At 65.0% G+C, this 13,784-nt stretch carries 9 protein-coding genes; 1 reads left to right on the plus strand and 8 read right to left on the minus strand.

All coding sequences use genetic code 11. The annotated features are described in order from the left end of the window. Positions 1–17: 17 nt before the first annotated feature. The 8 genes from gltB to pilM all read right to left on the minus strand — a co-directional run bounded on the left by gltB (position 18) and on the right by pilM (position 10,901). Complete coding sequence (gene gltB / locus NFG58_RS17465; protein WP_108449771.1) at positions 18–4,463, minus strand: glutamate synthase large subunit; 4,446 nt, start codon at positions 4,461–4,463, stop codon at positions 18–20. 588 nt (positions 4,464–5,051) lie between these two features. Beyond that, positions 5,052–6,170, minus strand: coding sequence for a 3-dehydroquinate synthase (aroB, locus tag NFG58_RS17470; RefSeq protein ID WP_348827065.1), 1,119 nt, complete (start codon positions 6,168–6,170; stop codon positions 5,052–5,054). After that, positions 6,167–6,715 carry a shikimate kinase AroK gene (gene aroK / locus NFG58_RS17475; RefSeq protein WP_045991139.1) on the minus strand — a complete coding sequence of 183 codons (549 nt, stop codon included), beginning with the start codon at positions 6,713–6,715 and terminating at the stop codon, positions 6,167–6,169. The genes aroB and aroK overlap by 4 nt, the downstream gene beginning before the upstream one ends. Next, a complete protein-coding gene (gene pilQ / locus NFG58_RS17480; protein WP_348827066.1) occupies positions 6,715–8,130 on the minus strand; it encodes a type IV pilus secretin PilQ in 1,416 nt (471 codons plus the stop codon). The genes aroK and pilQ overlap by 1 nt, the downstream gene beginning before the upstream one ends. Next, the gene (locus NFG58_RS17485) at positions 8,127–8,618 is read right to left on the minus strand and encodes a pilus assembly protein PilP (RefSeq protein ID WP_348827067.1); all 492 of its coding nucleotides are present in this window, start codon (positions 8,616–8,618) and stop codon (positions 8,127–8,129) included. Before NFG58_RS17485 ends, pilQ begins: the two co-directional genes overlap by 4 nt. Further along, positions 8,615–9,283, minus strand: a complete 669-nt coding sequence (pilO, locus tag NFG58_RS17490; RefSeq protein WP_045991141.1) for a type 4a pilus biogenesis protein PilO — start codon at positions 9,281–9,283, stop codon at positions 8,615–8,617. Before pilO ends, NFG58_RS17485 begins: the two co-directional genes overlap by 4 nt. Continuing rightward, on the minus strand, positions 9,280–9,852 hold the full coding sequence (locus tag NFG58_RS17495) for a PilN domain-containing protein (protein ID WP_222570016.1): 573 nt from the start codon (positions 9,850–9,852) through the stop codon (positions 9,280–9,282). Before NFG58_RS17495 ends, pilO begins: the two co-directional genes overlap by 4 nt. Next, positions 9,849–10,901 carry a type IV pilus assembly protein PilM gene (gene pilM, locus NFG58_RS17500; RefSeq protein WP_045991143.1) on the minus strand — a complete coding sequence of 351 codons (1,053 nt, stop codon included), beginning with the start codon at positions 10,899–10,901 and terminating at the stop codon, positions 9,849–9,851. Before pilM ends, NFG58_RS17495 begins: the two co-directional genes overlap by 4 nt. Positions 10,902–11,140: 239 nt before the next feature. Between pilM and NFG58_RS17505 the strand changes: the two genes are divergently transcribed. Next, positions 11,141–13,669, plus strand: coding sequence for a penicillin-binding protein 1A (locus tag NFG58_RS17505; protein ID WP_348827068.1), 2,529 nt, complete (start codon positions 11,141–11,143; stop codon positions 13,667–13,669). The last annotated feature ends 115 nt before the right edge of the window (positions 13,670–13,784 follow it).

Raw genomic sequence — 13,784 nt, forward strand, 5'->3', positions numbered from 1 at the left:
TTCGGGACGCCGTCGGGTTATTCGGGCTGACGCGTGGACTGGGCCAAGAGGCCATTCAGGCTCGCCGCCTTGGGCTTCACCAGCCAGAAGTGGCGGATGAAGTCGCTGAAGTCCTCGAGGATCGCCTGACCGCGCAATGACCCGGTCTCGGCCACATACTCCTCGATGGTTTCCCTGAGGTGTCTCCGATAGGCCTCCATGGCCTCGGTGTTGACCCGATGGATCTCCACCAGTTCGTGGTTGTAACGGTCGACGAAGCAGCGATCCTCGTCGAGCACGTAGGCGAAGCCGCCGGTCATGCCCGCACCGAAGTTGACGCCGGTCTCGCCGAGCACGCAGACGATGCCGCCGGTCATGTACTCGCAGCAGTGATCGCCCGAGCCTTCGATGACCGCGTGGGCGCCGGAGTTGCGCACGCCGAAGCGCTCGCCGGCGGTACCCGCGGCAAACAGCTTGCCGCCGGTGGCGCCGTACAGGCAGGTGTTGCCGATGATCGCCGTCTTGTGGCTCTCGAACTGACTGCTCTTCGGCGGGGTGATGACGATCTTGCCACCGTTCATGCCCTTGCCGACATAGTCGTTAGCGTCACCTTCCAGGTACAGATTGAGTCCGCGGGCGTTCCACACCCCGAAGCTCTGACCGGCGACACCGGTGAAGCGCGCGGTCACCGGCGCGTCGTCAAGACCCGCCTCGCCGTAACGCTTGGCGATGGCGCCGGAAGTCAGCGCACCCACCGAACGATCACAGTTGGTGATGGTGAAGGACACGTCGGCCCCGCCCTTGGACTCGATGGCGTCCTTGAGCGCCTCCAGCACCTCGAGGTTCTTGGCGCCCGGGTCATGGGGCACGTTACGGCTGACCTGGCAATACTGAGGGGCATCTGCCGGCACATGGTCGTTGGCCAGCAACGGCGTCAGGTCAAGCTTGTGCTGCGAAGGCGTCAGCCCCTCGAACACCTCGAGCAGGTCGGTGCGCCCGATCAGGTCGGTGAGCTTGCGCACACCCACCAGCGCCATCAGTTCGCGCACTTCCTCGGCGATGAAGCGGAAGTAGTGCTTGACCATGTCGACGGTGCCACGGAAGTGCTCGTCGCGCAGGTACTGCATCTGGGTGGCGACACCGGTGGCGCAGTTGTTGAGGTGGCAGATACGCAGGTACTTGCAGCCCAGCGCCACCATCGGTGCGGTACCGAAGCCGAAGCTCTCGGCGCCAAGAATCGCCGCCTTGATCACGTCCAGGCCGGTCTTCAGGCCGCCGTCGGTCTGCAGCCGGATCTTGTCGCGCAGGCCGTTGATGCGTAGCGCCTGATGCACCTCCGGCAGGCCCAGCTCCCAGGGTGAACCGGCGTGCTTGATCGAGGTCAGCGGGCTCGCCGCGGTGCCGCCGTCGTAGCCGGACACCGTGATCAGGTCAGCGTAGGCCTTGGCCACGCCGGTGGCGATGGTGCCGATGCCGGGTTCGGAGACCAGCTTGACCGACACCTGGGCGTCGGGATTGACCTGCTTGAGGTCAAAGATCAGCTGGGCCAGGTCCTCGATGGAGTAGATGTCGTGGTGCGGCGGCGGCGAGATCAGGGTCACCCCCGGCACCGAATAACGCAGCCGGGCGATCAACTCGTTGACCTTGCCACCGGGAAGCTGGCCGCCCTCGCCGGGCTTGGCGCCCTGGGCCACCTTGATCTGCAGCACCTCGGCGTTGACCAGGTAGGCCGGGGTGACACCGAAGCGCCCGGAGGCGATCTGCTTGATCTTGGAGCTTCTGATGGTGCCGTAACGCGACGGATCCTCACCACCCTCACCGGAGTTGGAGCGCCCACCGGCCTCGTTCATGGCCTGGGCCAGGGCCTCGTGAGCCTCCGGCGACAGCGCACCCAGCGACATGCCGGCGCTGTCGAAGCGTGGCAGCAGGTCCTCGACCGGTTCGACTTCCTCGAGCGGCAACGCCTCGGCGGCGGGCTTCAGCTTCAGCAGGTCACGGATGGTGGCGGGCGCGCGATCATTGACCAGCTGCGCAAACTTCTTCCACTTGGCGTAGTCGCCCTCCTGCACCGCCTCCTGCAACGCCTTGACCACATCGGGGTTGTAGGCGTGGTACTCGTGACCATGGACGTACTTCATCAGGCCGCCCTGGGAGATGCCCTTGCGCGGCTTCCAGGCGTCCTTTGCCAGCGCCACCTGAGTCAGCTGGATCTCGTTGAAGCCGGTGCCCTCGATGCGCGAGGCCATGCCGGTGAAGCAAAGATCCATCACCTCGGAGGACAGACCCACCGCCTCGAACAGCTGCGAACCACGGTAGGAGGCCAGGGTCGAGATGCCCATCTTGGAGAGGATCTTGAACAGCCCCTTCTGCAGGCCCTTGCGGTAGTTCTCGCGGGCGTCCGCCGGATTGCCTGACAGCTCACCGGTGCGATGCATGTCGGCCATCACCTGGTAGGCCAGCCACGGATAGACCGCGGTGGCGCCCACTCCGAACAGCACCGCCATCTGGTGGGCGTCACGGGCGTAGCCGGTCTCGACGATCAGGTTGACCCGCGGGCGCAGGGCCTTGCGACCGAGTTCGTTGTGGATCGCGCCCACCGCCAGCGCCGGATGGATCGGCACCTGCCCCTGGGGCAGGTCGGCATCGGACAGCACCAGGATCACCTTGTTCTCGTGAACCGCCGCCTCGGCCTCGCGACACAGTTCGAGCAGCGCCGCCTTGAGCCCTGTCTGCTCCGGGTCATAGCCCAGCGACAGACGCTGGCTGGCAAAGGCCGGGTCGTCCTGGCCTACCAGAGCGGTGAACTTGCGCGGCGACAGGATCGGGGTCGTCAGCACGATACGGTGGGCATGCTCCGGGGTCGCCTTGAACACGTTGCGCTCGGCACCGATGCAGGTCTCCAGCGACATCACGATGGCTTCGCGCAGCGGATCGATGGCCGGGTTGGTGACCTGGGCGAACTTCTGACGGAAGTAGTCCGACAGCATCCGGTGCTTGCCGGAGAGCACCGCCATGGGGGTGTCGTCACCCATGGAGCCCACCGCTTCCTGGCCGCTCTCGCCCAGCGGACGCAGCACCTGGTCACGCTCCTCGAAGCTGACCTGGAACATCTTCTGCTGCACCTGAAGGGTGTCGGAGTCCATGTTCTTGAAGGCGGCGAGCTCGGTCAGCGCGGACTCCAGGAACTGAGCCTCCTGCTTGAGCCAGCGCTTGTAGGGATAGGCCGACTTCAGCCGCTCGTCGATGTCGCTGGTGTGCAGCACTTCGCCGGTCGCGGTGTCCACGGCGAGGACCTGACCGGGGCCGACACGGCCCTTGGCCACCACGTCCTCGGGCTTGTAGTCGTAGGTACCGATCTCGGAAGCCAGGGTGATGAAGCCGTTGCGGGTGATCACCCAGCGCGCCGGGCGCAGGCCGTTGCGGTCGAGCATGCACAGGGCCTGACGGCCATCGGTCATGACCACACCGGCGGGACCATCCCAGGGCTCCACGTGCATGGAGTTGTACTCATAGAAGGCACGCAGATCGCCGTCCATGATCTCCACGTTCTGCCAGGCCGGCGGCACCATCATGCGCACCGCCCGATGCAGCTCCATGCCGCCGGTCAGCAGCACCTCGAGCATGTTGTCCATGCTCGAGGAGTCGGAACCGGTGGTATTGACGATCTGGTCGAGGCTGGCGATGTCGGGCAGCCGCTCGGAGACGAAGTTCTCCTTGCGCGAGTTGGCCCAGCCACGGTTGGCCTCGATGGTGTTGATCTCGCCGTTGTGGGCCAGCAGGCGGAACGGCTGAGCCAGCGGCCAGCGCGGCGCGGTGTTGGTGGAGAAACGCTGGTGGAACACGCAGATGGCGGTTTCCAGGCGCTCGTCACCCAGGTCCTGATAGAAAGCCGGCAGGTCCACCGGCATCACCAGTCCCTTGTAGGAGACGACGTCGCTGGACAGCGAGCTGACGTAGAAGTCCGGCTCGTCGATCAGCGCCTGCTCGGCCAGTCGGCGGGCCATGAACAGCGAGACGTCAAAGGCTTCCTCGGCGTCACCGGGCTCGACGAACAGTTGACGGATACGCGGCAGGCACTCCAGCGCCATCGGGCCGCACACGCTGGGGTCCACCGGCACCTCGCGCCAGCCGAGCACCTTGACACCACGCTCTGTCAGGCTCGCCTCGAGCACCTGGCGGGCGCGCTCCTCACGCTGGTCATCGTCGGGCAGGAAGATCACGCCCACGGCATAACTGTCGCCCAGTTCGATACCCAGGCTTTCCTTGGCGGCGTGGCGCATGAAGCCGTCGGGCATCTTCAACAGCAGGCCACAGCCGTCACCGGTCTTGCCGTCGGCAGCAATACCGCCACGGTGGGTCATGCAAGTCAGGGATTCGATGGCAGTACTGAGCAGTTCATGGCTAGCCTGCCCTTCCATGTGGGCGATCAGGCCAAACCCGCAGTTGTCACGGAACTCGCCGGGCTGGTGAAGACCTCTGTTCATGGGCGCGCCTCAGGTGAAAGGGTTGTAGTCACAGCATAATCGCGATATTATTATCGGTTTTTCTTTTGATTTTAAGCCCTTAAGGGCTTTCGCTAACTGCACGAAAAATGGGTACCCAGCATAGCCAGCCCCCCGCCCTCGCGCAATCTCCCCGCCGCGCACGCCCCATAAAAAAACACCGTAAATCTGATGCTTGCACCAAGGCTTCGAAAAAAAACCTTATCAGGTCAACGACTTGGAAGCCGTTTCCAGCAAGTCTTGCTGTACGCCTTTCGCCACTAGACTTTAGTCGCAAAAACTGTCGACACCCCATGCCGATCAGGCATACGACATACAGATCCACGCATGAGCGGCGCCTCTTCCCCCTTCCCGAAGCCGTCGACAGCACCTCGTAGCGCACTCCGTGAAGCCCTGTTCGGCCAATACCTGTTCCGTCTCTTGCCGTTCCTTTCCACGCCAAAGCCACGCCAAAGCCACGCCAAAGCCACCCGTGCCAACCAAAGCCAACCTTGCAGCTCGGCGTGCCCCAGACACGACAACGCCCGCGCAAGGCGGGCGTCGCAGTCGATACGCTGGAGACTGGCATCATCAGGCCCGCGGGTAGGCCTCGATGCATTCGCCAAGCAGCGCCGGCGGGGTCTGATCGTAGACGCAGGCCTCACCGAGCGCGCGCATCAGCACCAGGCGCATGCGGTCATCGGTATTTTTCTTGTCGAGCTTCATGCGCGACACGAAATCCTCAACCGTCATTTCCCTGGGAGCCGCCACCGGCAGACCCGCCCGCTCGATCACTCGACGGGTGCGCGTCACATCGGCCTGCTCGATAAAGCCCTGGCGCATCGACAGGTCCGCCGCCATCAGCATGCCCACACCCACCGCCTCGCCGTGCAGCCAGGTGCCATAACCCATGTAGGCCTCGATGGCGTGCCCGAAGGTGTGCCCCAGATTCAAAAGCGCCCGCACGTCCTGCTCGGTCTCGTCGAGGGCGACGATCTCGGCCTTGATCGCGCAACTACGTTCGATGGCCTTGGCGAGCACAACATCGTCGAGGTCACGCAACGCAGCCATCTCATCTTCCAGCCAGCCGAGAAAGTCACTGTCATGGATCAGTCCGTACTTGATCACCTCGGCAAGACCCGCGGACAGCTCCCGCTCGGGCAGGGTCGAGAGCGTGGCGGTATCGATCAGCACTGCGCGGGGCTGCCAGAAGGCGCCAATCATGTTCTTGCCCAGCGGATGATTGACCCCGGTCTTGCCCCCTACCGAAGAATCCACCTGGGACAGCAGAGTGGTGGGCACCTGGATAAAGGAGATGCCGCGCTGGTAGGACGCCGCGGCGAAGCCGACCATATCGCCGATCACCCCGCCGCCCAGCGCCACCAGCGTGGCCTTGCGGTTGAAACCGGCCTCCAGCAGGGCGTCCCAGATGCGCGAGACGCCATCGACATTCTTGTGGGCTTCACCTTCCGGCAGCACCAGGGTCTCGATCCTGAGGCGGTCGTCGGCCGCTGACAGCGCCGAGGTCAACCGCTCGAGATAGTGCGCGGCGACGGTGTCGTTGGTCACCACCATCACCTGGCGACCACTGAGATAGGAGGCCAGACGCTCACCGTCATCGACCAGCCCCGGTCCGATATGGATGGGGTAGCTGCGATCGCCCAGGGCGACGGTCAGGGTCAAGGGATTCACGGACGTGGGTGTGCTCATGATGAGGCCTTGCAGGTGAGAGGGTCGAGGAGGCGATGGACGCGACGAACGATATCGTTGACCACCGAGCGCGGCCCGCGGCGGTCGGTGCGGATCACCAGGTCCGCGGTGGCGCGATACAGCGGGTCACGCAGGGCGAACATGTCGCGCAGCAGTTGCTCGCGATCACCGCGCTGCAGAAGCGGCCGGTTGCGATCCTTGGCGGTGCGCTTCAACTGCTGCTCCACGGTAGTGAACAGATAGATGACGGTACCGCCCTCGCGGATACGCTGGCGATTTTCCTCGCGCAGCACCGCGCCGCCGCCAGTGGCGATCACTACCTTGTCGTAGTCCACCAGCTCGCTGATCATGGCGCTTTCCCTGTCACGAAAGCCGCTCTCGCCCTCGACATCGAATATCCAGGGGATATCCGCGCCACAGCGTGACTGAATCTCGTGGTCACTGTCGTAGAACGGACGTGACAATTCGGCCGCCAGCAGGCGGCCGATGGTGCTCTTTCCCGCCCCCATGGGGCCTATCAGAATCAGGTTGGGTACTTCCTGCATCAGTGAGTCGCCAGGCCGTCGTCGAGTATCCGGGGAGTGATGAATACCAACAACTCTACCTTATCGTTGACGTCCTCGGTATAGCGAAACAGCTTTCCCAGCCAGGGGATATCGCCAAGCCAGGGCGTCTTGTACAGCGTATGCAGCTGCTGGGTGGTGAGAATCCCCCCCAGCACCACGGTCTCGCCGTCCTCGACCAGCACCTGGGTCTGGATCTCGTTGGTATCGATGGCCGGCTCGCCGTCGAAGCTCTGCTCGGCCAGGGTGTCATTGTTGATGGTCAGATCCATGACGATGCGGTCATCGCTGGTAATCTGCGGGGTGACCTCCAGCGCCAGCACCGCCTCCTTGAACTCCACGTTGGTGGCACCGCTGGAGGTGGACTCCTGGTAGGGGATCTCCTTGCCCTGCTTGATCAGGGCGGTGTGCTGATTGGCGGTAATCACCCGCGGCTCGGAGATGGTCTGGCTCTTGCCCTCGCTCTCCAGCGCATGCAACTCCAGATCCAGCAGCACATCCCCGGCCAGATAGCCGAACTTGAAAGAGCTTCCCGGATCCAGGGCATCGCCCAGATCCACCCCCAGGCCACCGTAGGCATCCCCTCGATTGCCGAAGACCCCATCACCGACCTGTACCGATTCACCCAGCGCCCCGGACAGGGCACCGTCCCCGCTCCCCACAGGCAACTTGTCGTGGCGGCTGCGTGCCCCCCAGTTGACGCCAATCTCCTCGGCGGTGTTGTCTCGGGCCACCACGATGCGCGCCGAAATCTGCACCTGGCGTACCGGCACATCCAGGCGCGCCAGGGTCCAGCGAATCTCGTCAAGCTGACTGGCCACGTCCTGGACCAGCAGGGTATTGGTGCGCGGATCGGTGGCCACGCGCCCGCGATCGGACAACAGCCCGAAACCGTTCTCGCCACGCAGCAAGGCGGCGAGCTCAGCCGCCTTGGCATAGCGCACTTCGATATGCTCGGTCACCAGGGGCTCAAGCTCGTCCAGCCGCGAGGCTGCCTCGAGCTTGAGGCGATCACGCTCGGCCAGTTCCGAGGCCGGCGCCACCAGCAGGATGTCGCCCTGCCGACGACTATCGAGCCCCTGGCTCTCCAGCACCATGTCCAGCGCCTGGTCCCAGGGCACCGCTTCCAGGTTCAGGGTCACCCGCCCAGCGACGCTATCACTGGCGACGATATTGAGGCCGGTGAAGTCACTCAACACCGACAGCACCGAGCGCACCTCGACATCCTGAAAGTTCAGAGTGATTGGCGCGCCCTGATAGCCCTCACCCTGCGCCCAGCCCGGCGACACCAGCAGCACACCGACCACCAGCCCCACCAGCCACCGCGCGATCGCCTTCCCAGGCGAAAACGCCGATTCGCCTGTCCGACATGAACCGATATCAGGTCGCCTGCTCACTCGCCTACCCTCATGACACGCTCCTTCCAGCGATAGTCCTTGCCTGCAACCGCCTCCAGCCTGACGGCCTCACCGCTGATCGCCGCGACCCTGGCGGGCGGATTGGCCAGCATCTCCCCTTGCGCCACCCGATAGAGATGACCATCGGGCGCCTCGAACAGCGCCCAATGCCGCTGCCCTCGACCCAGTACTCCCACCAGTTCAAGTTCGTCCAGGGAAAAGGCAGCAAGACCGCTGCCTTGCCCAAACCGCTGACCGCCGAAGCCCTGGCCCTCGAAGCGAAAGGGGCTTCTCGCGTTGGCGTAGCGATACTGCAGCACCGGCAGGCTCACTACCTCGGGCAACGCTACCGGCCGCCGATCGAGCTCCGGCGCCAGCGCCTCGGCCAGACGCCGATCCAGGGCGTCGAGGTCCGCCTGCTGGCAACCCGTCAGGGCCACACCCAACAAGGCGCCCATCAGCACGCCCACCAGCCGGCGCCGCCTCATGAACCCTCCACCAGCGCATCGGCGACGCGCGCCCCGTCACCAATACTGTAGGTCTGCGCCAGCGCGTGCAGCTCAAGCCCTCCCTCGACCGGCGACAGGCTGAAATCGTGCAACGTCACCAGTCGGGGCAGGTTGGCCAGATCAGCCACGAAACCACCGATGGCGTGATAGTCGCCCCGCACCCGCAGATCAAAAGGCCGCTCGACATAAAGCTCCAGGGGGCGCGCCGGCCTCAGTTCGAGCTCCTCCAGCGATAGCCCGCGACGCTTGGCCACCTGGCCGATGCCTTCCAACAGCGATGGGATGGCGGCGCCATCCGGCAACATGCGACGCCGCTCGCTGACACGCTGATCGAGATCCACCAACAGCCGCTTGAGGCGATCAAGCTCCGCCAACTCGCGTGCGCGGCCTTCGAAGTCGGCGACCACCTCTCGCTCCTGACGCTGCAGCTCCACCAGACGCTGTGACAGGGGATGCAGATAGCCCACCACCATGGCCACCAGGGCGAGCACGAAAGCCAGGATCGCCACCAGGGTCCGCAGCGACATCGGCCAGCGCCCGGCCTCACTCAGCTCCAGCCGACGCCAGTCCAGCGCCTTGAGCCGGCGCCACTCATCGAGCCAGCGCTCACGCCAGCTGACATCACCGCCCTGCTCTGAATTCATGGCAAGGGCTCCAGCGCCGGCAATGCCGCGAGGGTCATCTCCAGCGCAAAATGCTGATAGCCCTGCTCGGCCCCCACCCGCGACAACAGCGGTTCGGCAAAGACCTGCGCACGCTCGAGGGAGCGCAGCTGTTCGACCAGCCTGGCACTGTCGACGGCCTCGCCCTCGAGCATCAATCTGTCGCCGATGCGCTCGACACGCTGGTAGCGAACCCCCGGCGCCAGGGTGGCTGCCAGGGCGTTGACCACCGCAAGCGTCTGGCGCCGCTCGTCCTGCAGCCGCTCGAGCAACGCCTGTTCCTGATCCAGCAATGAGAGCTGGCGTTCGAGATCGACCATCTCGGCGGACTTTTCTTCCAGACGCTCGACGGCAGCGGCGACATGTCGCTGGCGGGCCTCCATCTGCCTCAACCCCCACTGCAGCCACAGCGTCGCCATCAACGCGAGCCCGACACCCGCCAACGCCGACAGCGCCACCGCCAGCCAGAAGCGTCGCGTGCGCCTGGCGCGAGCGGCCTCGCGCCAGTCAAGCAGATTGACCTGGACCTCGTTGATCGTCACATCTTTCATGGTCGTCCTCGCATGGCCAGGCCGCAGGCGGTCAGCAGGGCCGGCGCTTCGCCTCGCAGTGCCGCCGCGTCCAACGATGGCTTGAGCGCCATCCCCTCCAGCGGGTCCACCTGGCTGACCGGCAGGCCGAGGGCCTGGCTCAGACGATCGGCAAGCCCCGCGACCAGGCTGCCACCTCCGGTCAACAGCAGTCGCTCGAGCGGACGCACATGGTCCGACACCTGATATAGCTGCAACGATCGCTGGATGTGCTCCACCAGGGTCTCGACGAAGGGCCCCAGCACCGTCTGCGAATAGTCGTCCGGCAAACCGCCCCGCTTCTTGCCAAAGCCGGCCTCATCCATGCCGATACCGTAGTGACGCTGGATCGCTTCGGTGAGCTGCATGCCGCCGAACAGGCTGTCATGGCTGTAGACGATGCGCCCGGCCACCACCACGTGCAGCGTGTTGAGGTAGGCGCCCACGTCCACCAGGGCCAGAGCGCCGTCCCCCAGTCGGCGACGACGGCAAAGGCCAGCGATGGCCCGCTCGATGGCGAAGCTCTCGACATCCACCGCCGCAGGCATGAGCCCGCTGGCCTCCAGCGCCTGGGTCAACTGCTCGACGTCCTGGCGACGACAGGCCACCAGCAGCACCTCCTGCCACTGCGGATCGTCGGAGCAGCGTCCCAGGCGATAGAAGTCAAAGGCCACCTCACGGAACGGAAACGGTATGTGCTTGTCTGACTCCCATTCGATACGGGCCTCGATCTCTTCATCATCGAGCGCTGCCGGATAGCGCAGTACCCGGGTTATCGCCGCGCGGGATGGCACCGCCACGGCGGCCTCTCGACTCCCTGGAGAGGCCAGCTCGACCACCCGCGACAGCACCTCGATGACCTCGCCCATATCACGTATGCGGCGCTCCACCACGGCCCCTTGACGCAGCGGTCTGACCGCGTAGCCGGCCACGCGGTGGCCGGCGTCGTCCTCCACCAGCTCGATCAACTTGACCGAGGCAGAGGTGATATCGACACCGACCAGACCCTTGTCCTTCGAGGAAAACCACATGAGCCCATCACACTGCCACCATGGCACCGCGCCCGATGCACGACGCTGTGGCGCCAGCCTAGCCAAAACCGGGCCGGGCCTTACTGATCCATGACGGCACTTTGTGCAACAAGACGGGCAATTCGTCACAATGGTGGTGACAGGCCCTCCCAGTTCCTATAATGGCCGACGCAAAGGACTGCCTTACCCCATCTCTTCGCCCCGCCGTTTTTCGTTCTCAGCATGGACACCGCGATTTCATGAAGTATCTCAGAACGCTCATTTTCTCCGCCGTGTGGCTGGTGATATCGCTTGGCGCCGCCGCGGCCCTGGGCGTCGTCGGTGCCGCCCTCTACTTCGCTCCTGGGCTTCCCGATGTCCGTCAACTGCAGGACTTCGAGCTGCAGACGCCACTGCGCATCTATACCCGCGACGGTCAGCTGATCGGCGAATTCGGCGAGGAACGCCGCATGCCGGTCGACTTCGAGGACATTCCCGAGCCAATGCTCCAGGCACTGATGGCAGCAGAGGATTCGGCGTTCTTCGAACACCCCGGCGTCGACCCCAAGGGCCTGGCCCGGGCCGCAGTGGAACTGGTGTCCAGCGGTGGCGATATCCAGTCGGGCGGTTCGACCATCACCATGCAGGTGGCGCGCAACTATCTGCTGACGCTGGACCGCACCTTTACCCGCAAGCTGCGTGAGATCCTGCTGTCGCTGCAGATGGAACAGATCCTGAGCAAACAGGAAATCATGGAGCTCTATGTCAACAAGATCTTCCTGGGGCACCGTGCCTACGGCATCGCCGCCGCCGCCGAGGTCTACTATGACAAGCCGCTCGACGAGCTGACGCTGGCCCAGCACGCGATGATCGCAGGCCTGCCCAAGGCGCCTTCGGCCTTCAACCCCCTGGCCAACGCCGAGCGCGCGCTGATTCGCCGCAACTGGATCCTGTTTCGCATGCGCGAGCTGGGCTACATCGACCGGAGCGCCTATGACGAAGCGGTTCAGGCGCCGATCACCGCCAGTCGCCACGTGGCCAAGGCCGAGGTTCAGGCCGACTATGTCGCCGAGATGGCCCGTCAGTTCGCCACCGATCGCTTCGGTGACGAGGCCTATACCGGCAGCTATCGCATCACCACCACCATCGACAGCGAGCTCCAGCCCATGGCTCGCCAGGCGCTGGCCAATGGCCTGATCGCCTACGACACCCGCCATGGCTGGCGCGGGCCTGAGGACACCGAGATTCCTCAGAGTCTGGCCGAAGCCCAGGAAAAGACCGAGCGCACCGGCCTGGAGGAAGAGCTGTCCGAGTCTCCCGAGGTCATGGAAACCGCCCGTCGCGCGGCCGAGCGCAGTCAGACCAGCGTCGAGGGCGTCGACGGCGACGTAAGCAACTGGCTGCAGGTGCTGGAGCGCACCCCGACCTACGGCCCGCTGGAACCCGCCATCGTGGTGAAGAGCGAAGGCCGCGAGATGCAGGTTCTGGCCCATGAGGGCGAGCTGATCACCCTGTCCTGGGATGGCCTCGACTGGGCCGCGCCCTACAAGAGCGCCCGCTATCGCGGCGCGGCGCCCTCCTCGGCCTCAGAGATCGCCAGCCGGGGTGACCTGGTACGCATCCTCCAGCGCGAGGACGGCAGCTGGCGCCTGTCCCAGCAACCGGGAGCCGAGGGCTCACTGGTAGTGATGGACCCGCAGACCGGCGCGATCCTCGCACTCCAGGCCGGCTTCGACTTCGACGCCAGCAAGTTCAACCGCGCGATTCAGGCCCGTCGCCAGGCCGGCTCCATCTTCAAGCCGTTCATCTACCTGGCGGGCCTGAACAGTGGCGAGGTGACCCCCGCCACCGTCATCAACGACGCCCCGGTGGTGCTCAACGACGGCAGCAACGAACTGTGGCGCCCGTCCAACTCCAGCGGTGACTTCCTCGGCCCGACCCGACTGCGGGTCGGCCTTGCCCGCTCGCGCAACCTGGTCACCATTCGCCTTCTGCAGAACATCGGGCTGAGTCGCACCATCGACTTCCTGGTGGACTTCGGCTTCTCCCGTGATCGTCTACCCAACGGCCTGTCGCTGGCACTGGGCAGCGCCAGCCTGACCCCGCTGGAAATGACCAACGCCTACGCGGTGCTGGCCAACGGCGGCTTCCGGGTATCGCCCTGGTTCATCGAGAAGATCACCCAGGGCGAGCAGCAGACCCTGGTGGAAGAGGCAAGCCCCCGCGTGGCCTGCCGCGAATGCAGCGAAGGCCAGACCACCACACAGATCGACGGCAAGACCTACGAGGTGGCGCCCAGGGTCGCCAACGAGCGTGCCGTCTACCTGCTGCGCGACATGCTGCGCGACGTGGTCGAGCGCGGCACCGCCCGCCGCGCCCTGGCACTCGAGCGCACCGACATCGTCGGCAAGACCGGCACCACCAACGACCAGCGTGATGCCTGGTTTGCCGGCTTCAACGGCGACTACGCTGCCACCGTGTGGGTGGGCAAGGACGACAACACCCCCACCGCCGAGTACGGCGCCCAGGCCGCCTTGCCGATCTGGGTCGACTTCATGGGGCAGGCGCTGGCCGGCAAGCCGGAGAACATCCCCGAACAGCCGCCAGGCATCATCACCGCCAGGGTCGACGCCAACAGCGGTCGCCTGCTGCGCGACGGCCAGGGTGGCGGCGTCGAGGAACTGTTCGACGAAGACCACATGCCCACCGTACAGCCCCGCCGTGTCGAAAGCGCCGTCGAGCGCCACAGCGGCTCCCAGGGTACCGGCGCCTACGAAGCCATCTTCTAAGGCCATTACCCCTCCTTCCCGTCGGGAAGGAGGGGCCCCTTGTCACTTCGCGCTACCCACCACGCCTTGAACCTTCCTAGAGACCACCTTATGGTGATTTCCCGTTTTCATTTGC

It is taken from the genome of Halomonas sp. RT37, from assembly GCF_040070525.1.
Classification (GTDB): domain Bacteria; phylum Pseudomonadota; class Gammaproteobacteria; order Pseudomonadales; family Halomonadaceae; genus Halomonas; species Halomonas litopenaei.

Coding starts and splice junctions, on each gene's coding strand:
- NFG58_RS17495 (WP_222570016.1), bottom strand. CDS start 9,852: ATGAAAGATGTGACGATCAACGAGGTCCAGGTCAATCTGCTTGACTGG.
- gltB (WP_108449771.1), bottom strand. CDS start 4,463: ATGAACAGAGGTCTTCACCAGCCCGGCGAGTTCCGTGACAACTGCGGG.
- NFG58_RS17485 (WP_348827067.1), bottom strand. CDS start 8,618: ATGAGGCGGCGCCGGCTGGTGGGCGTGCTGATGGGCGCCTTGTTGGGT.
- aroB (WP_348827065.1), bottom strand. CDS start 6,170: ATGAGCACACCCACGTCCGTGAATCCCTTGACCCTGACCGTCGCCCTG.
- pilO (WP_045991141.1), bottom strand. CDS start 9,283: ATGAATTCAGAGCAGGGCGGTGATGTCAGCTGGCGTGAGCGCTGGCTC.
- NFG58_RS17505 (WP_348827068.1), top strand. CDS start 11,141: ATGAAGTATCTCAGAACGCTCATTTTCTCCGCCGTGTGGCTGGTGATA.
- aroK (WP_045991139.1), bottom strand. CDS start 6,715: ATGCAGGAAGTACCCAACCTGATTCTGATAGGCCCCATGGGGGCGGGA.
- pilM (WP_045991143.1), bottom strand. CDS start 10,901: ATGTGGTTTTCCTCGAAGGACAAGGGTCTGGTCGGTGTCGATATCACC.